27 protein-coding genes are annotated in these 23,611 nt (G+C 63.1%); 24 read left to right on the forward strand and 3 right to left on the reverse strand.

What is annotated here, in order from left to right; translation table 11 throughout:
• The first annotated feature begins 60 nt into the window (after nt 1-60).
• The 20 genes from FJU31_RS06600 (at nt 61) to FJU31_RS06695 (ending at nt 17,951) form a co-directional block, all read left to right on the forward strand.
• Nucleotides 61-1,092, forward strand: coding sequence for a VirB8 family type IV secretion system protein (locus FJU31_RS06600; RefSeq protein WP_246161235.1), 1,032 nt, complete (start codon nt 61-63; stop codon nt 1,090-1,092).
• Nucleotides 1,093-1,144: 52 nt separating this feature from the next.
• On the forward strand, nt 1,145-1,924 hold the full coding sequence (locus tag FJU31_RS06605) for a TrbG/VirB9 family P-type conjugative transfer protein (protein WP_116862663.1): 780 nt from the start codon (nt 1,145-1,147) through the stop codon (nt 1,922-1,924).
• A complete protein-coding gene (locus FJU31_RS06610) occupies nt 1,921-3,171 on the forward strand; it encodes a TrbI/VirB10 family protein (RefSeq protein ID WP_150454043.1) in 1,251 nt (416 codons plus the stop codon). The genes FJU31_RS06605 and FJU31_RS06610 overlap by 4 nt, the downstream gene beginning before the upstream one ends.
• A 14-nt stretch (nt 3,172-3,185) precedes the next feature.
• On the forward strand, nt 3,186-4,229 hold the full coding sequence (gene virB11, locus FJU31_RS06615; protein ID WP_150454044.1) for a P-type DNA transfer ATPase VirB11: 1,044 nt from the start codon (nt 3,186-3,188) through the stop codon (nt 4,227-4,229).
• 3 nt (nt 4,230-4,232) lie between these two features.
• Nucleotides 4,233-5,207 (forward strand): lytic transglycosylase domain-containing protein, encoded by a 975-nt coding sequence (locus FJU31_RS19610; protein ID WP_150454045.1) that lies wholly within the window; start codon nt 4,233-4,235, stop codon nt 5,205-5,207.
• A gap of 73 nt (nt 5,208-5,280) precedes the next feature.
• Nucleotides 5,281-5,703, forward strand: a complete 423-nt coding sequence (locus FJU31_RS06625; RefSeq protein WP_150454046.1) for a TrbC/VirB2 family protein — start codon at nt 5,281-5,283, stop codon at nt 5,701-5,703.
• The gene (locus FJU31_RS06630; RefSeq protein ID WP_116862668.1) at nt 5,696-6,004 is read left to right on the forward strand and encodes a VirB3 family type IV secretion system protein; all 309 of its coding nucleotides are present in this window, start codon (nt 5,696-5,698) and stop codon (nt 6,002-6,004) included. Before FJU31_RS06625 ends, FJU31_RS06630 begins: the two co-directional genes overlap by 8 nt.
• 84 nt (nt 6,005-6,088) lie before the next feature.
• The gene (locus tag FJU31_RS06635) at nt 6,089-8,536 is read left to right on the forward strand and encodes a VirB4 family type IV secretion/conjugal transfer ATPase (protein WP_150454047.1); all 2,448 of its coding nucleotides are present in this window, start codon (nt 6,089-6,091) and stop codon (nt 8,534-8,536) included.
• Between the two features lie 25 nt (nt 8,537-8,561).
• Nucleotides 8,562-9,389 (forward strand): TrbJ/VirB5 family protein, encoded by an 828-nt coding sequence (locus FJU31_RS06640; protein WP_150454048.1) that lies wholly within the window; start codon nt 8,562-8,564, stop codon nt 9,387-9,389.
• 74 nt (nt 9,390-9,463) lie between these two features.
• On the forward strand, nt 9,464-10,615 hold the full coding sequence (locus FJU31_RS06645; protein WP_246161236.1) for a TrbL/VirB6 family protein: 1,152 nt from the start codon (nt 9,464-9,466) through the stop codon (nt 10,613-10,615).
• A 23-nt stretch (nt 10,616-10,638) separates the two neighbouring features.
• Nucleotides 10,639-11,178 carry a DUF4189 domain-containing protein gene (locus FJU31_RS06650; RefSeq protein ID WP_150454049.1) on the forward strand — a complete coding sequence of 180 codons (540 nt, stop codon included), beginning with the start codon at nt 10,639-10,641 and terminating at the stop codon, nt 11,176-11,178.
• A 401-nt stretch (nt 11,179-11,579) separates the two neighbouring features.
• Nucleotides 11,580-12,260: a DUF4189 domain-containing protein gene (locus tag FJU31_RS19615; protein WP_150454158.1), complete on the forward strand. Its 681-nt coding sequence runs from the start codon at nt 11,580-11,582 to the stop codon at nt 12,258-12,260.
• A 19-nt stretch (nt 12,261-12,279) separates the two neighbouring features.
• Nucleotides 12,280-12,606, forward strand: coding sequence for a DUF4189 domain-containing protein (locus FJU31_RS19620; RefSeq protein ID WP_425473647.1), 327 nt, complete (start codon nt 12,280-12,282; stop codon nt 12,604-12,606).
• Nucleotides 12,607-12,622: 16 nt separating this feature from the next.
• A complete protein-coding gene (locus tag FJU31_RS06665) occupies nt 12,623-13,153 on the forward strand; it encodes a DUF4189 domain-containing protein (RefSeq protein ID WP_150454051.1) in 531 nt (176 codons plus the stop codon).
• Nucleotides 13,154-13,183: 30 nt separating this feature from the next.
• Nucleotides 13,184-13,690 carry a DUF4189 domain-containing protein gene (locus tag FJU31_RS06670; RefSeq protein WP_150454052.1) on the forward strand — a complete coding sequence of 169 codons (507 nt, stop codon included), beginning with the start codon at nt 13,184-13,186 and terminating at the stop codon, nt 13,688-13,690.
• Nucleotides 13,691-13,845: 155 nt separating this feature from the next.
• Nucleotides 13,846-14,322, forward strand: a complete 477-nt coding sequence (locus FJU31_RS06675) for a DUF4189 domain-containing protein (RefSeq protein ID WP_150454053.1) — start codon at nt 13,846-13,848, stop codon at nt 14,320-14,322.
• A 179-nt stretch (nt 14,323-14,501) separates the two neighbouring features.
• A complete protein-coding gene (locus FJU31_RS06680) occupies nt 14,502-15,512 on the forward strand; it encodes a hypothetical protein (RefSeq protein WP_150454054.1) in 1,011 nt (336 codons plus the stop codon).
• Nucleotides 15,513-15,558: 46 nt separating this feature from the next.
• Complete coding sequence (locus FJU31_RS06685; RefSeq protein ID WP_150454055.1) at nt 15,559-16,086, forward strand: DUF4189 domain-containing protein; 528 nt, start codon at nt 15,559-15,561, stop codon at nt 16,084-16,086.
• Between the two features lie 269 nt (nt 16,087-16,355).
• Nucleotides 16,356-16,892, forward strand: coding sequence for a hypothetical protein (locus tag FJU31_RS06690; RefSeq protein ID WP_150454159.1), 537 nt, complete (start codon nt 16,356-16,358; stop codon nt 16,890-16,892).
• Nucleotides 16,893-16,949: 57 nt separating this feature from the next.
• A complete protein-coding gene (locus FJU31_RS06695; RefSeq protein ID WP_150454056.1) occupies nt 16,950-17,951 on the forward strand; it encodes an XVIPCD domain-containing protein in 1,002 nt (333 codons plus the stop codon).
• 39 nt (nt 17,952-17,990) lie between these two features.
• On the opposite strand, the gene FJU31_RS06700 is transcribed toward FJU31_RS06695, so the two are convergent.
• Entirely contained in the window at nt 17,991-19,298 is a 1,308-nt protein-coding gene (locus tag FJU31_RS06700; protein WP_150454057.1) for an XVIPCD domain-containing protein, read from the reverse strand.
• Nucleotides 19,295-19,882 (reverse strand): hypothetical protein, encoded by a 588-nt coding sequence (locus FJU31_RS06705; RefSeq protein WP_239501540.1) that lies wholly within the window; start codon nt 19,880-19,882, stop codon nt 19,295-19,297. Before FJU31_RS06705 ends, FJU31_RS06700 begins: the two co-directional genes overlap by 4 nt.
• Nucleotides 19,883-20,255: 373 nt before the next feature.
• Here FJU31_RS06705 and FJU31_RS06710 point away from each other — a divergent pair, with 373 nt between their 5' ends.
• Nucleotides 20,256-20,768 carry a GNAT family N-acetyltransferase gene (locus FJU31_RS06710; protein ID WP_150454058.1) on the forward strand — a complete coding sequence of 171 codons (513 nt, stop codon included), beginning with the start codon at nt 20,256-20,258 and terminating at the stop codon, nt 20,766-20,768.
• A gap of 38 nt (nt 20,769-20,806) precedes the next feature.
• Here FJU31_RS06710 and FJU31_RS06715 read toward each other — a convergent pair whose 3' ends face one another.
• On the reverse strand, nt 20,807-21,250 hold the full coding sequence (locus FJU31_RS06715; RefSeq protein ID WP_150454059.1) for an acetyltransferase: 444 nt from the start codon (nt 21,248-21,250) through the stop codon (nt 20,807-20,809).
• Nucleotides 21,251-21,368: 118 nt separating this feature from the next.
• Between FJU31_RS06715 and tadA the strand changes: the two genes are divergently transcribed.
• From tadA to FJU31_RS06730, 3 genes are all read left to right on the forward strand, one after another.
• Nucleotides 21,369-21,893 (forward strand): tRNA adenosine(34) deaminase TadA, encoded by a 525-nt coding sequence (gene tadA, locus FJU31_RS06720; protein ID WP_150454060.1) that lies wholly within the window; start codon nt 21,369-21,371, stop codon nt 21,891-21,893.
• 75 nt (nt 21,894-21,968) lie between these two features.
• Nucleotides 21,969-22,541 (forward strand): oligoribonuclease, encoded by a 573-nt coding sequence (gene orn / locus FJU31_RS06725; RefSeq protein ID WP_150454061.1) that lies wholly within the window; start codon nt 21,969-21,971, stop codon nt 22,539-22,541.
• Between the two features lie 92 nt (nt 22,542-22,633).
• Nucleotides 22,634-23,506 (forward strand): EcsC family protein, encoded by an 873-nt coding sequence (locus FJU31_RS06730; RefSeq protein ID WP_150454062.1) that lies wholly within the window; start codon nt 22,634-22,636, stop codon nt 23,504-23,506.
• Nucleotides 23,507-23,611 lie beyond the last annotated feature (105 nt).

The following is a 23,611-nucleotide window of genomic DNA, read 5'->3' on the forward strand; positions in this document are numbered from 1 at the left end:
ACCCCGCGCCTGGCGCAGGGGCGTTGCACCCATTGATGTTTCAGCAGTACGGAAGAATCCATGTTCCGCAAGAAGGATGCAGGCAACAGCCAGAAGGTCGAGCAGTCGGTCGCCAAGGCGGTCAGCTACGAGATCACCGTGGCCGACATGGCACGCCGCAGCGAGCGGCGCGCGTGGTGGGTGGCCACCGCATCGTTGCTGATGTCGCTGGCCTTGGCCGGTGGCTACTACTACATGCTGCCGCTGAAGGAGAAAGTGCCGTTCCTGGTGATGGCTGACGCCTACACCGGCACCGCCACCGTGGCGCGCCTGCGCGGCACGTTCCAGGGCGAGACGATCACCACCAACGAAGCGGTCAACCGCAGCAACGTGGCCCAGTACGTGCTGGCGCGTGAGTCCTACGACTCCGCTGTAATGGGCCTGCGCGACTGGGAGCTGGTCTTCGTGATGTCCACCGACGCAGTGGGCGCGAGCATGAAGCAGCGCTACGCGGGCAACAATCCGCAGAACCCGTTCGTGATGTATGGGCGCGGCAAGGCTATTCGCGTGAAGATCCTCAGCATCACGCCGCTGGCCGCGCAGGCCAACGGCAGCTTCCGCGGTGCATCCGTGCGCATTCAGCGCAGCCTGCTGGACAAGCGTACCGGTGTCTCGACCTACCTGGACAACCAGCTGGTCACGATGCGCTTCGAGTACAACCAGAACCTGGCGTTGTCCGAACAGGATCGCGTGCTCAACCCGCTGGCCTTCCAGGTCACCGAGTACCGCGTCGATAACGATTACGCCCGCGGCGTGCCGGTGCCCGACGAGGGCGCGATGCAGCAGCAGGCGGACGCAGCGCAGCAGGCGCAGCAGGCTGCAGCACAGGCACAGGGGATGTATGACCCGAACGGCCCGGCCGCGGCGCCGATGGTCGATCCGGCCACGGGCCAGCCGATGCAGGGCCAGCCGATCCAAGGCCAGCCCATGCAGGGGCAGCCCATGCAGCAGGGCCAGCCCATCCAGGGTCAGCCGATGCAGCAGGCGCAGCCGATGCAGGGACAGCCGCAGGGCATGCAGCCCCCGCAGGCGCAACCGATGCGGGGTGGGTAATGAACCGCGCACAGAACCAATCCACCGGAAATGCTGATGGAGCAAGCAACCGATGAGTAGTCGAAAAGTCAGGGGGAGCGCATTGGCGCTGCTGTCGTTGCTGTCGCTGGTGTTTTCCACCGCGGCGATGGCACAGGCAGTGGACCGATACGAGTATGAGAAGGACCGGATCTACCCGGTTCGTACCGGCCTGGGTCTGACCACCCAGATCGAGCTGAGTCCGAACGAGAAGATCCTCGACTACAGCACCGGCTTCAGCAGTGGCTGGGAACTGACCCGTCGCGAAAACGTCTTCTACCTCAAGCCGAAGAACGTCGACGTCGACACCAACATGATGGTGCGCACCGAGACCCATTCCTACATCTTCGAACTGAAGGTGGTGGCGACCGACTGGCGCCAGCTGGAACAGGCCCGCCGTGCCGGCGTGCAGTACAAGATCGAGTTCGTCTACCCGAACGAGACCGTGTTCGGCGTGGCCCAGGAAGCGGTGGAAGAAGAAGCCAAGCCGCTGCTGAGCACCGAACTGGCCAAGGACCGCCAGTACAACTTCAACTACTCCTATTCGACCAGCAAGGCGAAGAAGATGGGGTGGTTGATTCCGGTGCACGCCTACGATGACGGCCGCTTCACCTACCTCAAGCTGCCGAATTCGCCGGAGTACAAGACGGGCATTTTCCCGGCAGTCTTCGGGCGCGAGAAGGAATACGGTGAGGACTTCGTGGTCAACACCACCGTTGAGGGCAACACGCTGATCGTGCACGGGACGTACCCGTACCTGGTCATCCGCCACGGCGACTTCGTCGTCGGTCTGCGAAGGAACGTGAAGAAATGAGCCAGCAGAACACTCCGGGCAATGACCCGAATCAGTCTCCGTACGGGCAGGACCCGGCGGGCCAGGAGACGTCGTCCAACCCTTACTACGGATCCACGAAGGCTGAAACCGCGCCCGACCTGGATGCGAGCGCGCCGCAGCTGCGATCTTCCGAAGAGCAGCGCCTGAACCGCAAGGCCCTGTTGTTCCTGGGCGGCATCCTGGTGCTGGTGCTGGCGATGGGCTTTTTGCTGCTGCGCAAGGGTCGTGACGACAGCGCTGAAGCAGAGGCGCCCCGTCAGGTCGCACGTGCGAGCACGCCAGATCTGCCGTCCATGGCACCAGCGCCGCCGCCGCCGGCCCAGGAAACGGCCGAGCCGATTCCGATGCTGCCGCCTCCGCCACAGGAAGCCATGGGGCCGACCTACATTCCGCGCTCGGAACCCGCCGAGCGTGAGGTCAACCGTGGTCCGAGCCTGATGGAGCGTCGCATCGCCGCCGGCGGTGGCGTCGGCACCGGTGATGGCGGCCAGGGCGCGGAAGGGGCTGCTGCCAACGAAGATCCGTACCTCGCTGCGACCATGGCAGCGCTGCAGGGGCAGAACGGCAACGCCGCGCCGGCCAGGGTGCGTCGTGGGCCGGACGTCGACAACATTTCCAGTGCCACCTACATCCAGAGCCCCGACGCCCTGCTGGTGCGCGGCACGTATCTGCGCTGCGTGCTGGAAACCCGCATCATCACCGACCTGGCCGGTTACACCTCCTGCCTGCTAACCGAGCCGGTCTACTCGATCAACGGTCGCAGCCTGCTGCTGCCGAAGGGTTCGAAGATCTACGGTGCCTACGGTGGCGGCCCCTCGGGCAAGCGTGTCGAGGTCATCTGGGACCGTATCACTACGCCCAATGGTATCGACGTGGCCATGTCCAGTCCGGGCGTCGATGGGCTGGGTGGCGCAGGTCATCCGGGCCAGTACAGCGCGCACTGGGGCAGCCGCATCGCCTCGGCACTGATGATCAGTCTGATTGCCGACGCCTTCAAATACGCCGCTGCAGAGCACGGCCCGGAGTCGACGACCATCGGCAGCAATGGGTTCGCCGTGCAGTCGCCGTATGAGAGTGCCACCGCACGCACCATGGAACGCCTGGCCAACGAGGCGCTCAGCGAAGGCCGCCGCCCGCCGACGGTCACCATCAACCAGGGCACCATCGTGAACGTCTACGTCGCCAAAGACGTTGACTTCACCAACGTGCTCAACCCGCGCCGGTAACCGACAGAACGACCATGGACGCCGAAGTGTCACCCCTCGCCCTCGTCTCCAGCGATTTCCTGCGTTATCAGTACGAAGTGCTCGGCATCGCCGAGTACATGACCTCGCCTGAAGTGACGGAAATCTGCATCAACCGTCCGGGCGAGCTGTACTTGGAGACGCGGGCAGGGTGGCAGCGCGTGGATGTGCCGGGCCTGACGTTCGAGCGGGCCCGGCAGTTCTGCACCGCCGTGGTCAACGAGAGCAACACAGGCCAGCGCATAACCGATGCCGATCCGGTCGTGTCGCTGACCTTCCCGACCGGGCAGCGTGCCCAGTTCGTCATTCCGCCGGCGTGCGATGCCGGCAAGGTGTCGATCACCATCCGCCTGCCGTCCAAGCACACCAAGTCGCTCACCCAGTACCACGAGGACGGCTTCTTCGCCCAGATCCTCGAACAGGATGGCAGCCTGAGCGAGCAGGATCGCGAGCTGCTGGAGCTGCGGCATACCCGCGAATACGCCGAGTTCTTCCGGCGCGCGGTGATGTACCGCAAGAACATCGTCGTGTCCGGCGCGACCGGTAGCGGCAAGACCACCTTCATGAAGGCGCTGGTCAACCACATTCCGGACAGCGAGCGCCTGGTCACCATCGAGGATGCCCGCGAGCTGTTCCTGACCCAACCCAACGTGGTGCACCTGCTGTATTCGAAAGGCGGGCAGAGCGCCAGCAATGTCACCGCCAAGAGTTGCATGGAAGCCTGCCTGCGCATGAAGCCCGAGCGCATCATCCTGGCCGAGCTGCGCGGCGATGAGGCCTTCTACTTCATCCGTAACTGCGCGTCCGGCCATCCCGGTTCAATCACCAGCTGCCACGCCGGCAGCCCGGAGCAGACCTGGGACCAGCTGGCGCTGATGGTCAAGGCATCCAGTGAAGGCTCCGGCTTGGAATTCAACGTCATCAAGCGTCTGCTGATGATGACCATCGATATCGTCGTGCACATCAAGGCGCATGCCGGCGCGCGCTACATCACCGGCATCGACTTCAATCCTGGGCGTGCCCAGGGGCAGGAGGGCTGAACCATGCTCCCAGGTCTGGAAATGATGGCGTGCCCGGAAATGGCTGTCTCCATGGACGTGATGCAGCACGTCATCAACGTCGAATCCTCGCGCAATCCCTATGCCATCGGCGTGGTGGGCGGCGCCCTGGTGCGCCAGCCCAAGGCGCTGGATGAAGCGCTGGCGACGGTGCGCATGCTGGAAGAGAAGGGCTACAACTTCTCTGTCGGCCTGGCCCAGGTCAACCGCTACAACCTCGGCAAGTACGGGCTTGATTCCTACGAAAAAGCCTTCCAGCGGTGCGCCAATCTGCAGGCCGGGTCACGCATCCTGGCCGAGTGCTACAAGCGCTCAGGGCAGGACTGGGGAAAATCGTTCAGTTGCTACTACTCGGGCAATTTCTCCACCGGCTTCCGCCACGGTTACGTGCAGAAGATCTACGATTCGATGCGCCGTGGGCAGCAACTGGCCAGCAACGGCGTGGCCCCCATCGACGTGGTCAACCGCGGCGAGCGCCGCGTGGTCAAGGTCGAACACCACCCGCAGAGCGTCTCGCCGATGGAAGCGCGGATCGTGGCGCAGAACGCGGCGCCGGTCTATGTGCCCAGCAATGACCCTGCGCGTGCCTACACGGTCTATCCCTCCACCGGTGCGATGGCACGCGGCAGCCTGCTGAACATTGCCGACCAGGCCTTGTCCCGGGTCGTACTGGGCTCCGTGGATCGCGCGATGCAGCCGCAGGCGCAGGCGCTTCAGGGCTATCCGCAGCCGCTGCCGCAGCGACTGCCGCAGACCGCGGCGGAGCAGCCCTCCCAGGCCATGCCGCAGCAGCTGCCGGGGGCCGTCGCAGGCGGCAGCGATGCCCCGGTGATGCTCCGTCCGTGGAATGAACGCAATCAGCCGGTTGCGGCACCTGGCAATGTTTACAACCCACCGGCGTCGGCACCTGCCGCGCCGGTTCAACAGATTCCCGCAGGGGATGCGGCCTTCGTGTTCTGACGAAGTCGTGGTGCGACCGGTCCCCCGGCCGGTCGTTTCAGTTGTGTTAGTCCATCAACAAGGAAATCCATCCATGAAGCGTTTCAATCTCGACGTCGTACAGGCCCAGCGCACGCTGAAGACCATGCTGATGGCCGTTGCATTTGCTGGTGCCGTACTCGCACCTGAGGCGTTCGCCAACAACGCCAACTACGGCGGTACCGATGGCAAGGTCTGCGGGTTCTTCGGCAGCATCAACGGCCTACTCAACATGGCTTCGATCGCCGTCGTCACCATCGCCGTGATCTTCGCCGGTTACCAGATTGCCTTCGCGCACAAGCGCATTGGTGATGTCGCACCGATCCTGATCGGTGGCGTTCTGATCGGCGCTGCCGGCCAGATCGCCAAGATGCTGCTGGGCGATGAGTTCGGCGAATGCACCGCAAGCAGCGGCAGCGGCAACGGCGGCATGGCGCTGATGGTCATCAAGAACGTCGCACAGTACTACGGTGCATAAGAACGTCGTTTTTCGTGGCTGCACCCGCCCTGCGATGTTCCTGGGCGTGCCCTACCTGCCGTTCTTCATGGTGGCCGGTGGGTTGTTGCTGCTCAGCATGTACACGAACTTCTGGTTCCTGCTGACCATTCCGGTCGCGGTTTTCATCATGCGACAGATGGCCAAGCGCGATGAAATGATCTTCCGGCTGCTGGGATTGCGGCTGATGGTCAAGCTCCGGGTACGAAACGCGCGTGAGCACGACGGCATGTGGGTGTTCAGCCCGAATCACTACCGTGACAAGCCGGCCCGCATGGATTGAGGGTCGGTAAGGGGTCGACGGGCGTCCAGCGCCCGTCGGTTCTTGACGAGAATTCCTTCGCAGTACCTCTTTGGAAGCAGTCGTATGTTCAGCCCAGACACCTCCATCAGCGAATTCATTCCCCTGTCGTCGCATGTAGCCCCGAACGTGGTGAAGACCACGGGCGGCGATTACCTGTTGACGTGGCATCTGGAAGGGCTGCCGTTTGTCGGTCGCGAGGAGTGGGAACTGGAGCACCGGCACAATACGTTCAACCGGTTGCTTCAGACCCTGCGCGCGCCGGATTTCGTCAACGTCGCCTTCTGGGTGCACGACATCCGGCGTCGCCGCACGCTGAAGGGAAACAGCACGTTCAAGCAGCGCTTCAACCAGGACGTGTCCGACCAGTACATGGGCATGCTGTCCTCGCAGCGCATCATGCAGAACGAGCTGTACCTGACGATGATCTATCGTCCGGTCGTGGCCGGTAAGCGCTTCGTCGAGAAGTCGGCCAATGTCGACAAGCTGCGTGCAGAGCAGGAACAGGCCGTCGAAAAGCTGCTGGAGCTGGCCGGCAACGTCGAAGCTGTCATCCGCGATTACGCGCCGTATCGTATGGGCATGTACGAAGCAAAAAACGGCGTGGTCTTCTCCGAAACGCTGGAGCTGTTCGGCTACCTGATCAACCGCATCGATGAGCCGGTTCCGGTGCTGTCCGCCCCGGTGAAGGATTATCTCCCGGTCAGCCGGCACATGTTCTCGGCCAAGACCGGTGACTTCGTCATCAATACCCCCAATGGCGCAAACCACTTTGGCGCCATCCTGAATATCAAGGAGTATGCCGAGGGTACGTACCCGGGCATCCTCAATGGACTGAAGTACCTGGACTACGAGTACGTCATCACCCATTCCTTCAGCCCGATGGGTCGCCAGGACGCACTCAAGGTGCTGGACCGCACCAAGGGAATGATGATCTCCTCGGGCGACAAGGCCGTCAGCCAGATTGTCGAACTCGACCAGGCGATGGATCAGCTGTCCTCAGGCAACTTCGTGCTGGGTGAGTACCACTTCATCATGACCGTGTATGGCGACAGCCAGGCCAAGCTGTCCCAGAACGTCGCCACCACGCGCGCCGAGCTGTCCAATGCCGGCTTCGTGTCGACCAAGGAAGACTTGGCTGTCACGTCCTCGTTCTATTCGCAGCTGCCGGGCAACTGGCGCTACCGCACGCGTCTGGCCAATGTCAGCTCACTGAATTTCCTCGGCCTGTCGCCGCTGCACAACTTCGCCACCGGCAAGCAGCACAACAACCCGTGGGGCGACTGCGTGACGACGCTGCAGACCACCAACGGGCAGCCGTACTACTTCAATTTCCACGCCACCCACCCGTCGGAGAACTCGCTGGGTGAGAAGGCCATCGCCAACACCATGGTGATCGGTAAGTCGGGTACGGGTAAGACCGCACTGATCAACTTCCTGCTCAGCCAGGTGCAGAAGTACGAGCCGTCGCCGACTATCTTTTTCTTCGACAAGGACCGCGGCGCGGAGATCTTCGTGCGCGCCTGCGGTGGCAACTACTTGGCCCTGGAGAACGGCGCGCCGACCGGCTTCAACCCGTTCCAGTGCGAGAGCAACGAAGGCAACGTGCAGTTCCTGGCCGACCTGATCAAGGTGCTGGCCGGCAAGCGTGAGTACAGCGCCCGCGAGGAAGAGGACATCTACCGAGCGGTGGAGAGCATGCTTGACACGCCGATGCACCTGCGCAGCATGACCAACTTCCAGAAGAGCCTGCCCAATATGGGCGACGATGGCCTGTACGCGCGCATGCGCCGCTGGACGTCCGGCAACTCGCTGGGGTGGGTGTTCGACAACCCGGTCGACACGGTGGACCTGAGCAAGGCCAACATCATCGGCTTTGACTACACCGACATCATCGACAATCCCGAAGTGCGTGTGCCGGTCATCAATTACCTGCTGCACCGCCTGGAGTCGCTGATTGACGGTCGTCCGCTGATTTACGTGATGGATGAGTTCTGGAAGATCCTGGACGGCGAGGGCGGCCTGAAGGAATTCGCCAAGAACAAGCAGAAGACCATCCGTAAACAGAATGGCCTGGGCATCTTCGCCACGCAGAGCCCGGAAGACGCGCTGAAGAGTGACATCTCTGCGGCGTTGATCGAGCAGACCGCCACGCTGATTCTGCTGCCGAACCCGAATGCCAGCAAGAGCGACTACATGGATGGCCTGAAGCTGACCGAGGCCGAGTTCCGGGTGGTAACCGCACTGGACGAGCGCTCGCGCTGCTTCCTGGTCAAGCAGGGTCACGCCTCCAGCGTGTGCCAGCTAAACCTGCGCGGCATGGACGACATCCTGTCGGTGATCTCGGCATCCACCGACAACATCGACGTGATGCACCGCGTGCTGCAGACCGCAGCCATTCGTGCGCGCGTGACGGTGGACGAGTTGACCCCGGAGCAGTGGCTGGAAGATTTCTACAGGAATCGGAAGGGCTCGGGCAAGGCCAAGGCGGCCGCCGAAACCGACGCTGCCTGAGCGCCGAATGACAAGGACGACAATGATGAAACCCATCTTCGTGGAGAACGACATGAGCAAGGCGAACCACAACCGCACCTTCGGCCGCACCCTGCGCCAGAAGCGCCTGGCAGCCCTGTTGCTTGGCAGCATGGCGATTTTCTCCACCACTCCGGCAGGCGCGAGCGGCTACCCGGTGTTCGACTTCAGCGCCCTGATTCAGGCTTTGAAGGATTTCAAGCAGTCGAATGCCCAGCTGATCGCCGATGGCAAGGAATACGGCGAGCAGATCAGTCGCTGGAACCGGACCTTGCAGGAGTACAGGAATGCATTGGTCAAGATCCAAGGCCTGATCAACAATTTTGGCCTTCCGGCCGGTGCCACGCTGGAACGTGTGCCTGACGACTACATGGTTGCCGAGCTCTGCCGGACCTCGGGCGGGTTCAGTGCAACGAGCCTGTTGAAGAAGTTTGTGCTGGATACTTCCGGCGATCTCTATGCACAGCAACAGCAGCTCTGCGTGAATATCCAGATGATGGAGAACCGCAAGCGCAACGAGACCGTGGAGTTCCTGGAGAAGACGATTCCCAGCATCAACTCGACGCTCAATGAAATCATGGGCTGGCGATTCGGCAGCGACGGTAATCTGTCGGGCACGATGTCTGCAGTCGATAGTGACTCGCTGAGGACGGCCAACGACATCGCCAAGCTTCAGCAGGAATGGGAAGCACGGATGCGCTCCTATGAGGCTTACGAAGAGTCGATGAAGGCCAATCAGCGCGTGCTCGCGCGCGTGGCGTTGAAGGGCAAGCCGGGTGTCATTTCACAACTGGTCAAGACCGCTGCGCTGAAGGGTGCACTGAGCGTCGATTGACGCAGATCGGAGCCGGCGCGGGTGCGCCTGCCCCATGAGGTTGTCGGATAGGGATACATCAAGGGATTGCGGAAATGATCAGGTCGATTGCCAATTTTGATTTCAACGGCGGATTCCAGGATTTGATGGGGCACGTGGCACGTGTCCAATCGATCGGGGATTTCGTGTTCTTCAAGTTCATCTTCGACTTCCTGCGAAGCAAGATAAACAAGTTCGGCATCGACATGATGGGGCACATGATGCAGTGGGTCGGCGGCATCGCCCTCACGCTCATGACCCTGTGGGTACTGGTGCAGGGCTTCCGCATCATCACCGGCCGCAGCCGCGATTCGATGATGGTGCTGGTGACCAACATGGCCCGCGCGGCGCTCATCGTCAGCGTGGCGACGACCATGGGCATGTTCGGCACCGACCTCCATCGCTTCCTGACCCATGACGTCAAGGAAGAGATCACCCAGGTCGTCACCGGTTCGGACGAATCACCCGAAGACCAGATCGACAAGAGCCTGGCCTGGATGCAGGTCGCGCTGTCCAGCATCGATGCCATCCAGATCATGAACGATGGCGAGTTGCTGGAAGACAAGAAGCGCGCGCTGTTCTTCATCGGTATGGGTACCGCCGGTCCGGCGATCACTGCCGGTGCCATGCTGATGCTCTATGAGATCGCAATGGCATTGTTCATCGGCTTCGGTCCGCTGTTCATTCTGTGCCTGCTGTTTGAACAGACGAAGCAGCTGTTCCAGCGCTGGCTCTTCTATGGGCTCGGAACCATGTTCTCCATGGCGGTGCTTGCGGCGATGGTGTCCATCGCGCTGGACATGGTGGTGCGCGTGGCCGCGACATTCTGGACAACCGCACTGGTGCAGGAGTTCATCCTGAAGGAAAGCATGTCCGACGGCATGACCAGCCAAGCCATGCAGCAGGGCGGTATGGGTTTGATCCTCACGGCGCTGATCCTGACTACACCCCCAATGGCCGCGATGTTCTTCCAGGGCACCCTCGGTACCTTCATGGCATATTCGCAGATAGGCGGTGGCGCGAGTGCTTCGCCGAGTGCTGATGGTCGTCCGCCGGGTATGTCGGCACCGCCGCCGGCAATGGATCAGAGCAGTGGGAGCGTGGGAGGTGGCGCACATGGATCTCCGATGGGAGGTTACTCGGTTGGTGCCGGATCCTCTGCGCCAGCACAGACCGCAGGGAAATTTGGTAATGCTGGGGTGAAGTAAATGTCTAACTGCATGGAATTCAAATGAGACTCGTTAGCCTTCTGTTTGTGGCATCGATTTTGGCATTCTTGCCGTCGGCGGCGAGCGCAGAAGGCCGCTGCCCTCCGGGCCAGTATCCGATCGGTGATCAGGGGGTTGGCGGTTGCGCTCCCATCCCCGGCGCGTCGGGGCAAGGGGCGGCACAACCTACTGGTCATTGGGTAACTACTTGGGGTGCGATTGCAAAGGATGAGAAGCCAACGCGGGATACAAATCTCGCCATTGGTGTGGTTGAGTCCGTAGCAACCAAGGAAGAGGCGAGCCGGATCGCGTTGTCTCGATGCGTGCAGACCGGAGGTAACGACTGCCAAGTGCTTCTGGCCTATCACAACCAATGTGCCGCGCTCTCCGGTCCGGATATCTCCCAATTGAAGGCGCGCGGCGGTGTCCTGAACGCTTCCAGAGCAGGTAGTCTTGAGAAGGCCAAGGAAGATTCGATCAGGCGGTGCGAGGCCGAAGACGGCGGGCAAAGTTGCATGGTGGTGTATGCCGCATGCAGTGCTCCGCACTTTATCGAGGACTGAATGCTGCTTGAGCGGTCGTCGAGACGTGCAGTTTTTCGCTCAGGTTGAGTTACTAGAGATCGGTGAAGTGCCGACGTCAGTCGTTTCCGGCATTTTTGAGAAAGCCGAAACTAACTCAGTGAGAGACTGCCAATCGGCAGAGGGCGGACACTCGTGCATCCTGGTGTGTTCGGTTTGTGCGGTTCCCTAGCTTTTCGAGAACTGATTCGGGCGGCCCGCGGGGTTGCCATCCGGCAGTTGAAACCAGCGAGCCGACTCATGAATACAAGCGACTTTCCAAAGTGTCTCTGCCTGGTGCTTGTCCTGCTGGTCGGCCTGAACATCCGTTCGGCATTCGCGGAAGGGCGCTGCCCTCCGGGCCAATACCCGATTGGTGATCAGGGGTAGGTGGCTGTGCTCCCATCCCCGGTGCCGGGCAGAGCGCACCGGAGGAAAATCCCGGATATTGGGTCAAGACATGGGGGGCGGTTGCCAGCTCTCCTGGCGGCGACGCGGGCTCGGCAACAGGCCATCAAGCCAAGGCTGCCGCCGAGCGGCAGGCCGTTGAACGCTGCGGACTGGGTGGAGCTACCGACTGCGCTGTCGTTTTCACCTACTACAACCAGTGCTATGCGGTTGTCCGCGCCACTCGGCCTGAGAACGGAATGAGGTTCAACACCGGCGCGACAAAGGAACAGGCGCAAGAGCGTGCGGTCAATGATTGCAGGGGCGTGGGAAGCCAGGAGTGCTCGGTTTTCCACTCTGACTGCACCAAGCCCTTCTTCCAGGAAGGGGGAAGGCGGTTTCCAGCTGATGATGCAGCACGCCATACTGCAGTCACGTTGAAGGCCGGATTTCCGAAGCGTGTCCGCGTCATTCATTGGGCGAACGCTGGAAGCGATGTAGATGGTTTCAAGGAGGAACGACCAAGTGAGCAGAGTCAGCATGTTCCGGTTTGCGTGGATCTTGATCCCGCTGATGTGGGCGTCGTGCATTGGCTTTGCGTCTGCCGAGGGCCGCTGCCCTCCGGGCCAGTATCCGATTGGCGATCAGGGCGTGGGTGGGTGTGCTCCGATCCCCGGCGCGGGTCAGAGTGCGTCTGAGGAGAATCCCGGTCACTGGGTGAAGACGTGGGGAGCCTTTGCAAGTTCTGCAAATGGAGACGCAGGCTCTGCGACGGGTCACCAGGCCAAAGCTTCTGCAGAGCGTCAAGCGATCGAGCGCTGCGGTCATTGGGGCGCGACTGACTGCAAGGTGACCTACACTTATTACAACCAGTGCTACGCGGCTGTCGGAGCGAAGCGGCCGGACAACGGTGTGAAGTTCAATTCTGGTGCAACCAAGGCCCAGGCACAGGAACGAGCAATCCAGGACTGCAGGAATTCCGGAAGCCAGGAATGCGCGGTCGTTCATTCGGACTGCACCAAGCCTTTCTTCCAGGAAGGTTGAGAGGAGTGGAGCTGAAATGAGCACTTCCCGTTTTCTCCAGAGTCCGTGGCTCTTCTTCCTGCTCCTGTGCGTTGCGGGCATCGGTCCCGCCGCGGCAGAGGGGCGATGCCCTCCGGGCCAGTATCCGATCGGCGATCAGGGCGTAGGCGGCTGCGCTCCAATTCCAGGTGCCGGTGGTGTCGCCAGCGAACCTGAACTTGCCGGTCAGTGGCATAAGACATGGGGGGCAATTGCTTCGTCCGATGCGACTGCAGATGCAGGCGTTGCATCCGCCCGGCTCAGTAAGGAAAACGCCGAACAGCTGGCTCTGGCCGACTGCGGCAGGCGCGGTGCGTCCGATTGCCGGGTGATCTATACATATCGGAATCAATGCGTTGCCTGGTTGGTTCCCAACACCCAGGATGGAGCGTCCCGTGCTGGTCTTGCCAGCGCCAAGGATTCTGCAGAGGCGCGCAGATATGCCCAGCAGTCGTGCGTTGATACCAGTGGAAAGTCGTGCACGGTCGCGTACGAGGACTGCACGAAACCCGTATACGAGTCGTTCTGACCCACTGAAGTCATTGAAGGACCTAGGCCGGTGAAAATTGCCATGGCATCGAAAACTTACATGCTCCTCGGTGCAGTCCTGCTTGCTCAGTTTGTGCCAGTTGCGGCGATGGCCGAGGGGCGCTGCCCTCCGGGCCAGTATCCGATCGGCGATCAGGGTGTAGGCGGCTGCGCTCCCATTCCTGGCGCGGGTCAGTCAGGAGGCGATGTCGCACCATCAGGAAGATGGGAAACACGATGGGGCGCGATCGCAAGTGATGCTGGCCACGACACGAGTAAAAATGCCGCAATTGGAGTGGCCGAGTCGAAAATTACCGAAGCTGAAGCGCGGCGGGTAGCACTGCAGCAATGTGAGAAGCTGGGTGGTACCAATTGCAGTGTTCTCCTGGCGTATCACAACCAGTGCGCGGCATTGGCTGGGCCGAACATCGCGCAGCTGCGCAGTCGTGGAGGCGTCTTGAACGCTTCTGGCGCGGGCAGTCTTGAGAAGGCCAGGGCACTATCGATCGAGCGTTGCGAAGCCGAGAAAGGCGGGTAGTCCTGCATTCTGGTGTACTCAGCTTGTGCGGTCCCGGAGTTCTTTGAGGACTGAGTCGAAATCCCCTCATCAGCTCGGAGGTTTGTAGTGTGAAGAGCTCAAATCCCGTTGTTGCAGTCCTCTGTCTGCTTCTCCTTTTGCTTCCCGGACCGGCGATGGCCGAGGGCCGCTGCCCTCCGGGCCAGTATCCGATTGGCGATCAGGGCGTGGGCGGCTGCGCACCCATACCAAGCGGCGGCGGCTCTGGGAGCTCTGGTTCGCAGGAAATTCGGCTCAGCACTCCAACAGGGCATTGGATAAAGACCTGGGGGGCCATTGCCGAGGCTACGGCGACAAGTGACGCGGGTGTCTCTGACGGCAAACGGACGAAAGAGGAAGCTGAGCGGGAGGCGGTGGCACGTTGTCAGTCTACTGGTGCGAAGGACTGTGTCGCCCATTTCACATACTACAATCAATGTGTTTCCTGGCTCATTCCAAAGGGACGCAGCGGAGCAGGGCAGGCGGCTATCGCATCAGCTGGAACGCTTCAGCTCGCGCGTATGTCCGCGCAGACAAAGTGCAAGAATGACGTGTCCGGCATCTGTGAAGAGGTGTACGCCAACTGTACCAAGCCCATCTTTGAGGAATTCTGAGCCGCAGGTCGCGCAGCCGGCCCCTGATTTGGGGTGACTTGTATGTGGCGTGCATCTGTCGGACGTGATCTGGCAGTCTGCCATCTCGTTGCGGAACCGCACATCAAGTTGAAGTTCATTGATAGTGGAGCGCAGCGCAAGGTGTGATGTAGTCGCCACGTCATAGGAAGGAACCGTCCATGCAGATTTCTCCATACATCGTGCTGATAGCCGGACTGGCTCTGGCGGCGCCGTCGCATGCCACAGACAGCTGGGTCATATTTGCCGGCGGCGACAAGCCGGGCCGCGAGGCATGGGTGGTCGACGCACTGACACTCAACAGCCGCTCGGACCTGATGGGTTTCATGCAGACCGCCACGCAGGAGGAGCAAAAGGCATACCTCAAGCAGCTGCGCCGGAAGAACCGACCGAAACCCGGTAAGCCCGTCGCCGGCCCGGATCCGGTGTATGAAGTCCAGGTCAATACGGTCTACGAGAACGCTACCAAGCCCAATCGCCTGATCAGAACGTATTCGGTGAACTGTGCGAGAAACACCGTGGCCATGAAGATGAGCCTGGTTCAGTGGCGGGATCGACCGATCGAGGACGTGCCGCCCCAGCAGTTCGACCCGATCGCCGAGGCGGTCGAGCCCTGGCAGGTTCAACTGGTGCGTTTCGCCTGCCTGGTGGGACCTGACCCCAAGGCCAAGAATCCGGCGGAAATGATGAAGCGCGGCTTCCTTCCCATCGGCGATGTCGGCCAGTCGCCCGCGAACTTCATCTGGGAAAACCTGTGGAAGGACGGTACCCGACCCGCGTTCACCTACCGGGCGACCGATGCTGAGTTGGATCGCGCCGAACGCAGTCTGGAGGCAAACCTCGCACGCGGTCAGCAAGAGACCACTCGTGTCTTGGATGAGTCGGTTCGCGCTGCCAACCGTGTGGGACGCAACAATCTGATGGACATGTGGATCGGCAGGACCGAACAGGAATTCGTGCGCACATGGGGTTCGCCGGATCGCGTCGAGAATGGCCCCAATGGCTCTCGTACACTATTCCTGCATCGTGGCGAACGCGTCCAAGGCCTGAACGTGTATGGCCATGTCATCAGTGACGTGAACAACCGTTGCGACATCAGCATCATGATCGTGGATGGGTACGTCCGCGACTATGCGACCCAGGGCGCAACCTGCGGACAGCAATTGCGTTGATCATGGTTGCGGCCAACAACCACCGCTCATATGAAATGGAGAGCTCATGAAGCGACACCCGTCCTTGTACGTCCTGTGCTTGTTGCTGATCGCTGGCGCGCTGCCCTTCAGTGCCCTGGCTGAAGGCAACTGCCCTCAGGGCATGTATCCGATCGGCGGCCAGGGCGTGCAGGGCTGTGCCCCCATCCCCGTCAACAGCAGCGGATCGCAATACGACAACCGGCCCAACTGGGTGCAGACCGTCGCCGGTGTGGCGATGGATGCCCGCGGCGATACGTTCATCAGCAACTCGATGCGATCGCGTGGCAAGGCCAAGCGCGCGGCCATCAAGGAGTGCAAGGAGTTCGGCAAGGGCGAGTGCACGCTGGTGACGCTGTTCCAGGCACAGTGCGTGGCGGTCGCCCACGCGGGACTGGACAATGAAACGACCAGCGTCGTCGCAGCGATGTCAGAGCAGGGCGCGGTCATCGTTGCTCTGCAGCAGTGCGCAGGCAAGGCGGGCTGGAAGAAGGTGCCGCAGGATCAGTGTCGGATCGCCAAGACCGCTTGCACGGACGATCTCTACATCAAGTAGGCCTGCGTTCACGATGGGAGCGCTCTTTTTGTGATCAAGAGCGCTTTTCATATCGCACCCCCTTAGACGCATCGAACCTGCTCGCGGTAAGCTCCCTGTGCGTCAGAAAAATGACGCGCCAGTACTGCCGACTAAAGGAGCTTTCCCGTCCATGAGGACAGTGCCCGCCCGCCCGACGGGTGACGCTTGCCAGCTTCCCCGATGCGCCACACCCGGCGCTATGATCCGCCATGGCGGTCGACGCGGCGTATTCGAAGGAGTGGCTCGGGATGGAAACAGGGAACGGTGCGCACGTGGACGATGCCCTGGCATTTGTTCCCTCCGGCGCGAACCTGCTGGAAGCGGTAAAGGGCGAGCGCAACGGAGAGGGTGTCCAATACCAGTTGCTGGTGATCGACCAGCCGTTGCCGGAAGGGCTGTCGCCCGGCCAGCACGGTCCCAACCGGGTGCTGCTGTTGCTGCGCGGTGATGGCGATGGGCGCTGGCAGCTGGCCGCTCGCAACGACACGCTGGTGCCATGTTCCACCCGGGGTGGCCTGGCGGGCGACCCATTTGCGTATGCAATGGTAGAGGAAGACACGTTCAGCGTGATCACCAACGGTGGCAGCCGCCAGCGCTGGAGCAGTACGTATACGTTCCGCTACGCCCCGGCGGACCGTGTGTGCTGGGTCGATGCGGTGCGCCGCAAGGTCGTGGACATCGAGACCGAGGCGACCAACATCCGCGAGTTCTCCGCAACGGAGCTTGGGCGCGTGCGGTTCGAGGACTTCGACCCGGCGTCGGTCGCCGAGGTCTCGCTGCCATGAATCAGGTTTCAACCGGCGGAATGGAATCCGCGCCGATGACGATCCAGGAGTTGCACCGTGTCGACGGATAGAGAGTCGCAACTGCTGCGGCAGGCGACGGATGCCGGCATTGATTCCCCCCGCGAGCTGGCCAACTTCATGGCGCAGGCGGGGCACGAGTCGCGTGGCCTGAGCCGCCTCAACGAGAGCTTCAACTACACCCGGGCGACCTCGCAGATTCCGGTGGAAGCGGCGTGGCGCAGCGGCAACGACGCGCTGGAATCGGCGCGGCAGGAAGCGTTGCGCGGGCGCCCGAATGACCTGGCCGAGCTGATGTATGGCGGCCGCCTTGGCAATGATGCGCCCGGCGACGCGCTGAAGTACCACGGGCGCGGCTACCTGCCGCTGACTGGGAAAGAAAACTACCAGCGCGCGGGGCGTGCACTCGACCTCGATCTGCTTAACCAGCCGGAACTGGCCGCTCAACCCGAACACGCCGCCCGCATCGCCATCTGGCAATGGCAGACCCGTGTGCCGGAGCATGCGCGTGAGAGCGTGCGTGAGGCGACGTATGCCATCAACGGTGCGATGAACGGCGTCGAGGATCGGCTGCGCCGCTTCGATGCGTGGCAGCAGAAGCTGACCCCGGACGTGATGCAGCGGCTGGCACATGGCGACGTGGGCGAGCAGGCGTCACTGGGCCAGGCGCCGGGTCAGCCTGGTGCTGCCGGCAACCGCCTGTTCGATGACGCGCGCACGCAGCTGCAGCAGCTGGGACCTCGCAGCGGCCTGCAATCGGAGCGGGAGCTGGACAACGCCGCCGGTGCGCTGGCTGTGAGCGCGCAGAAGGCCGGGCTGCAGCAGATCGATCACGTGGTGGCCGGCAACGATGGCCGTATGCTGTTTGCGGTGCAGGGCACGATGGGCGACCCGGCGATGCTGCGTGCCTCGGTCGATCGCGCGCAGGCCGCGCAGCAGCCGTTGGAACAGAGCAGCCAGCAGCTGGCTGCCGCGCAGGACCGCCAGCAGGAACAAGCGGTCAGCCGTGAGCAGGAGCAGCAGCGCTCCCGTTCGATGTGAGGCTGGCCCGGCCGCTGAATGTCGGCCGGGTAGACGTGCTCAGGCGTGTAGGGGGCGCGCGTGCTGCTGCGACTGCTCCAGCGCTACGTCCTGTGCCTGGCGCTGCTGCGCGGCCCGCTGCTCCACGCGCTGGCTGCTCTGCTCCAGCGGCGTGTTCATCGCCGCAGCAGTATCGACCGATACACGCAGGTGGACCGGATCACCGCCCTGGCCCTGCACCGCGAAGCTGCGCGACGCATCGTTGCTCATCACCACCTCATCAATGCGCTGGCCGCCGGCGGCATGCATTTCCGCCGCCAACGAGCCGGCCAGGCGCTCGCTGCCGGCATCCGGTGTGCGGCCCACGCGCGCGTCCTGCGCGTGCACGCCGCGCAGTGCATCGGTGTACAGCGGGTTGCCGGCATGGTCGGGATGGGCCAGGCTGGCGCGACCTTCCTTTGCCGCGTCCCGCGCTTCGGGTTCGCCGGCCTGCAGCGGCCCGCGCGCACTGTCGTACAGGTCGTAGAGGTTGCCGGTGATGCCACGTGCGCCGATGGTGATGCCGCGGCGTATGCGGATGACGTCGTCGCGGTACTCATTGATCATGTTCGCGTTCTGCCGCGCAAGCTCCTGGCTTTCCGGCTTGTTCAACACCGAATCGTTGCCGAGGAAGTTGTCCAGCTGGTGCGAGCTCAGCGAGGACGCTGCCGCGCCCACCGCGCTGTCGGGGATGAGCATGCGGAAGCGGCTGTTGCTGAAGCCCCAGTTGCCCAGTGTGTCGATCTCCTTTTCGGTGGCGTACATGCGCACCTGGCCGAAATGCTGGGAGGCCGAGCTCACCGGGTCGGCGGCCATGACGTGGTTGATCAGGTTGTCGCCGCCTTCGGGCGCGCGGTACGTCAGGCTGACCGCGCCATAGGCGTTGAAGGTCTCGCCCTTGAGGTTGAAGTGGTGCGCGGAGACCTGCGCCAGGGTGCCACCCAGCGAGTGGCCGGTAACGGTCACCTCCGGCGTGTGGCCGAGATCGCGGCCCTGCTTGTTGGCGTACTCGAGCGCGCGCCGGGTCAGCTCCAGCGCGTCGTCGGCCTGCAGGTTGCGGCGCATCACCACCATGCCGGCATCGGTGAGCAGGCCATCGCGCACGATCTGGTCGGTGCCGCGGTGCGCCACCACGATCTCGTCGGTGTCGACGCGCTGGTAGATGGTGCCCTGGTAGCCGGTCAGGCGGTTGTTGACGTGCTCCAGCACGCGGTATTGGTGGCCATTGAGCGGGACCGGTTGTTCCTGCCCGGGTGCGTGGCGGCCCACGCGTTCATCGCGGTAGGCATCCCTGGAGAGTGCGGCGTAGTCCTGGCTGGTAAGGGTCACGGGCGCACCTCGTTGGCGGTCAGCGAGGCGGAGAACAGCTGGTCGCGCAGCTCGGCGCGGAAGCGGCTGGGATCCTGCTGGCCGGTAGCGCCATAGTCGGGCAGTTCGGCCACGCGGGGATAATCGCCACGCGGGTAGTGCCGGGTTTCGGTCTGCCCCTGCACGAACGGCTCGGCGCCGAGGAAGGACAGGAAACGTGTCTCGCCGTTGGCGCCGGTCGCCTTGAGCATCGCCCCGGCGCCGCTGAACACCCAGTTGCAGACGCCCCGACCGTAGTAGTCCTCGTCGAGCATGCGGTCCAGGTAGACGGTGCCGCGGTACTCGTCATCGGCCACCTTGCGCAGGGTCACCGGCTCCTGGCTGGTGATGCGCGCGGCCACGCCGGTCTCCGGCTCGATGTAGCCGCACTGGTCCTCGTTGCTGACGTCGTACTGGGCTACGCCTTCGATGAAGGCGAAATCGCCCGGTGCGTTCTGCAGCCTCAGCACCAGTTCGTAGGCCCGGCTGGGTGAGGGGTTGAGCTTGGCCAGGCCGCGCCCTCCCTGGGCGACATCGGCGGCGGCGGGGTCGAGTTCCTGGGTCATGGCGATCTCCGTTCGGCAGGCAACCAGCATCAGCAGCAGCGTGCCCGGCAGCAGCAGGCTGCGTTGACGTCGGGTGCTGGAAGCGGTGGGTGGAAAGCGGGAATGACAGGTCATGAGTCGACCCGTCGAAGAACGTTCCTGGTAATGGCCGGTGCGACGGGAAAACACGATAGGTTTCCGTTCCTTGGCAGCAGGACGTCTCGATTATGGGACGGCTTCTTGACGATATTCCACCGCTTCTCCGGCGAATTGGCGAGATATTGACGCCATTTCCTCTTGAATGTGGTGAATCGTGATGTGGTTCGTCAATTCACATTGGTGACTCTTCAGGCAGGATGCGGGTCATCTGCACGACGAAGAGCACTCAACTGCCATGACCTGGACGATCCGAACGGAAACGCCGGCCGACATCGCGGGCATCCATGCCGTCACGGCGGCCGCCTTCAAGGATGCCGCGCACAGTAGCCACACCGAGCAGTACATCGTCGATGCACTGCGCGAGCGCGGCGAACTGGTGGTCTCGCAGGTGGCGGTGCAGGACGGGCAGGTGATCGGCCATGTGGCGGTGTCGCCGGTGGCGATCAGCGATGGCAGCGCGGGGTGGTTCGGCCTTGGGCCGATTTCAGTGGCGCCACCGCATCAGGGGCAGGGTGTCGGCGATGCGCTGATGCAAGCTGCACTGGATGCATTGCAGTCCATCGGGGCGCGCGGTTGCGTGCTGCTGGGCGAGCCTGCCTATTACGGTCGCTTTGGCTTCCGCTGCGTGCCGGGGCTGGTGCTGCCGGGCGTGCCAGCGGAGTACTTCCAGGCGCTGCTGCTGCAGGCGCCGATGCCGCGCGGCGAGGTCAGTTATTCGCCGGCGTTCGAGGCCAGCCCGCCCGGCTAGTGCGCGGGCGGGGCAGGGCGTGCCGCTGCCAGTGTGCGTCAGCCGCCGTGGCGCAGATGGATGAGCGGATAGGGGCGGCCCTGCGAATCCACCTCTGAACGCCCGGTTTCGACGAAGCCCATGCGCAGGTAGAAGCCCAGCGCCTGCGCGTTCTGTGCATTGACGTCGGTGGTCAGCGGGCGGTGCTGGGCCAGTGCGTGCTCGATCAGCTGCCGGCCGATGCCCTGGCCATGAACCTCCGGGTCGATGAACAGTGCTTCCATATGGCTGCCATCGAGCAGCATGAAGCCCTGCGGGCGATCCTCGACGTCGACGTCGACGGCCAGCAGCAGCGGCGCCTGTGGCAGGAAGCCGACCACTTCGGCATCGATGGCGCGGCGATCCTCAGCGCTGAGGAAATCGTGGGTGGCATCCACGGCGCGGCGCCAGAGATCGACAACAGCATCGCCGTCGGAGGCGCGCGAGGGACGGAGTGTGTTCATGGACGTGCTCAAGGTGCTGCGGAAAGCGCCATTCTAGCGGTGCAGGCCCCTGCGGGTCGGCGTTGGCCGAAGCGCGCTACACTGCCGCCGCGTGAACTGCCTGACGCCGAGAACCCTCATGACCGACTCCCCGGGCGTGCCCGTGCACGACGCCGACGAACACTGGATGCGCCACGCGCTGGCCCTGGCTGAACGTGCGCAGCATGAGTTCGACGAGATTCCGGTGGGCGCGGTGCTGGTAGGCGCCGATGGCCAGCTGCTGGGCGAGGGCTGGAATCTCAACATCGCCTCGCACGATCCCAGCGCGCATGCCGAGATCGTGGCGATGCGCGAAGGGGGGAAGGCACTGGCCAACCACCGGCTGATCGGCAGCACCCTGTACGTGACCTTGGAGCCGTGTGCGATGTGCGCCATGGCCATCGTGCACGCGCGGGTGGCACGGCTGGTCTACGGTGCCAGCGACCCCAAGACCGGCGCCTGTGGCAGTGTGTTCAACCTGCTGGGCGATGGCCGCCACAACCATCGGGTCGAGATCCACGGTGGCGTGCTGGCCAAGGAGGCCAGCCTGCGCCTGACCAATTACTTCCGGGCCAAGCGCGGCAAGCCGCCGCTGCTGCTGGAAGACCATGCGGGCGAGGCCTGAGCAGCGAAAGGGTATGATGGGCGCCTCTTTCCTTTACCGGTGGGCGCCCTGCCTGCCCAGCAACGAGGCGACACGATGGTGCAGAACGGCGCGGCCAACGAACGACTGATCTGGATCGACCTGGAAATGACGGGGTTGGATACCGACAACGATTCGATCATCGAGATCGCCACCGTGGTCACCGATGCCCAGCTGAACGTGCTGGCCGAAGGCCCGGAATTCGCCATCCACCACCCGCTGGAAACGCTGGAAGCGATGGACGAGTGGAACCGCAACCAGCACCGTCGTTCCGGCCTGTGGCAGCGCGTGCTGGACAGCACCACCACGCTGGCCCAGGCCGAAGCGCAGACCGTGAACTTCCTTGCGCAGTGGATTCCGGCCGGCGTTTCGCCGATGAGCGGCAACTCGATCTGCCAGGACCGCCGCTTCCTGCACCGGCAGATGCCGCGCCTGGAAAAGTACTTCCATTACCGCAACCTGGACGTGTCCACGGTGAAGGAACTGGCCAAGCGCTGGGCGCCGACGGTGGCTGCCGGCCTGGCCAAGACCAGCAACCACACCGCGCTGAGCGATGTGCACGACTCGATTGCCGAACTGCGCCACTACCGCCAGTTCATGGGCGCGCTGTCGGGCCTGCCGACCGCCTGAGGTTGCCGTCCGGTGGGGGCGGATCCCTTTCCAGCGGAAAGGGCTCTGACCCCGCGACGATTCGTTCAACTCCATGGCGCTACCATCGGCCTATGAACGAGCCAATCCTGCTACCGCGCGATATCGCCCACGATGCCCAGGACTGGGCCGACCTGCAACGGGCGGTTGCCCTGCTGGAAGCGCCAACGATCACCGCGCGCATGGCCAATCTGGTCGGTACGCCGCTGGAGTTCGCGGTGAAGGCGCTGCCCAAGGCCATTTCCGGCCGCATCCACGGTGCGGTCGAGGCGGCACTGTCGAAGTCCGCGCAGGCGGCGCTGTGGAGCATGGGCAATACACCCGGCAAATCAGCCTCCACCCGCTGGCACAAGCTGGCGGCGGCGACCTCGGGCGCGGTGGGCGGTGCGTTCGGCTTCGCCGCGCTGTTCATCGAGCTGCCGGTGTCGACCACGATCATGATGCGCGCGGTGGCCGACGTGGCCCGCAGCGAGGGTTTCGACCTGGCCCACTTCAGCACCCGCCAGGCCTGCCTGGAGGTGTTCGCGCTGGGTGGCAACTCGCCGCGCGACGATGCCAGCGAAACCGGTTACTACCTGGCCCGCGGCTTCACCACCGACGTGATGCGCCACCTGTCGGCCGAGCTGGCCGGGCGCGTGGTGACCGGTCGCGACCTGACCTTGGGCGTGGCACCGAAGGAGGCAGGCAAGCTGCTGGCCAAGCTGGTGGAGAAGGTGGCCGCGCGCTTCGGCGTGGTGGTGACCGAGAAGTTCGCCGCGCAGGCGGTGCCAATCGTGGGCGCCGCGGCCGGCGCCACGCTCAATACGATGTTTACCGACTACTACCAGGACATGGCACGCGGCCACTTCATCGTGCGGCGGCTGGAGCTGAAGTACGGCGAGGACGTGGTGCGCACCTGCTATGACCGGGTGGCACATGGTGCGTTGAAGATCGAGCCGACGCTGTAACCGGGGTAGAGTCGACCGTTGGTCGACTGCATCTGGCTGGCCCATCATGAAATCCCGCGCTGCGCGCGATAGTCGACCAACGGTCGACTCTACCCTTGGTGCTAC

This window comes from Stenotrophomonas cyclobalanopsidis (assembly GCF_008710035.1).
GTDB classification, from domain to species: Bacteria; Pseudomonadota; Gammaproteobacteria; order Xanthomonadales; family Xanthomonadaceae; genus Stenotrophomonas; species Stenotrophomonas cyclobalanopsidis.

What these genes read in the sequence shown, in the direction of transcription:
- FJU31_RS06600 (WP_246161235.1), top strand. Translation starts at nt 61, where the DNA reads ATGTTCCGCAAGAAGGATGCAGGCAACAGCCAGAAGGTCGAGCAGTCG.
- FJU31_RS06605 (WP_116862663.1), top strand. Translation starts at nt 1,145, where the DNA reads ATGAGTAGTCGAAAAGTCAGGGGGAGCGCATTGGCGCTGCTGTCGTTG.
- FJU31_RS06610 (WP_150454043.1), top strand. Translation starts at nt 1,921, where the DNA reads ATGAGCCAGCAGAACACTCCGGGCAATGACCCGAATCAGTCTCCGTAC.
- virB11 (WP_150454044.1), top strand. Translation starts at nt 3,186, where the DNA reads ATGGACGCCGAAGTGTCACCCCTCGCCCTCGTCTCCAGCGATTTCCTG.
- FJU31_RS19610 (WP_150454045.1), top strand. Translation starts at nt 4,233, where the DNA reads ATGCTCCCAGGTCTGGAAATGATGGCGTGCCCGGAAATGGCTGTCTCC.
- FJU31_RS06625 (WP_150454046.1), top strand. Translation starts at nt 5,281, where the DNA reads ATGAAGCGTTTCAATCTCGACGTCGTACAGGCCCAGCGCACGCTGAAG.
- FJU31_RS06635 (WP_150454047.1), top strand. Translation starts at nt 6,089, where the DNA reads ATGTTCAGCCCAGACACCTCCATCAGCGAATTCATTCCCCTGTCGTCG.
- FJU31_RS06640 (WP_150454048.1), top strand. Translation starts at nt 8,562, where the DNA reads ATGAAACCCATCTTCGTGGAGAACGACATGAGCAAGGCGAACCACAAC.
- FJU31_RS06645 (WP_246161236.1), top strand. Translation starts at nt 9,464, where the DNA reads ATGATCAGGTCGATTGCCAATTTTGATTTCAACGGCGGATTCCAGGAT.
- FJU31_RS06650 (WP_150454049.1), top strand. Translation starts at nt 10,639, where the DNA reads ATGAGACTCGTTAGCCTTCTGTTTGTGGCATCGATTTTGGCATTCTTG.
- FJU31_RS06665 (WP_150454051.1), top strand. Translation starts at nt 12,623, where the DNA reads ATGAGCACTTCCCGTTTTCTCCAGAGTCCGTGGCTCTTCTTCCTGCTC.
- FJU31_RS06675 (WP_150454053.1), top strand. Translation starts at nt 13,846, where the DNA reads ATGGCCGAGGGCCGCTGCCCTCCGGGCCAGTATCCGATTGGCGATCAG.
- FJU31_RS06680 (WP_150454054.1), top strand. Translation starts at nt 14,502, where the DNA reads ATGCAGATTTCTCCATACATCGTGCTGATAGCCGGACTGGCTCTGGCG.
- FJU31_RS06685 (WP_150454055.1), top strand. Translation starts at nt 15,559, where the DNA reads ATGAAGCGACACCCGTCCTTGTACGTCCTGTGCTTGTTGCTGATCGCT.
- FJU31_RS06690 (WP_150454159.1), top strand. Translation starts at nt 16,356, where the DNA reads ATGGAAACAGGGAACGGTGCGCACGTGGACGATGCCCTGGCATTTGTT.
- FJU31_RS06705 (WP_239501540.1), bottom strand. Translation starts at nt 19,882, where the DNA reads ATGACCCAGGAACTCGACCCCGCCGCCGCCGATGTCGCCCAGGGAGGG.
- FJU31_RS06710 (WP_150454058.1), top strand. Translation starts at nt 20,256, where the DNA reads ATGACCTGGACGATCCGAACGGAAACGCCGGCCGACATCGCGGGCATC.
- FJU31_RS06715 (WP_150454059.1), bottom strand. Translation starts at nt 21,250, where the DNA reads ATGAACACACTCCGTCCCTCGCGCGCCTCCGACGGCGATGCTGTTGTC.
- tadA (WP_150454060.1), top strand. Translation starts at nt 21,369, where the DNA reads ATGACCGACTCCCCGGGCGTGCCCGTGCACGACGCCGACGAACACTGG.
- orn (WP_150454061.1), top strand. Translation starts at nt 21,969, where the DNA reads ATGGTGCAGAACGGCGCGGCCAACGAACGACTGATCTGGATCGACCTG.
- FJU31_RS06730 (WP_150454062.1), top strand. Translation starts at nt 22,634, where the DNA reads ATGAACGAGCCAATCCTGCTACCGCGCGATATCGCCCACGATGCCCAG.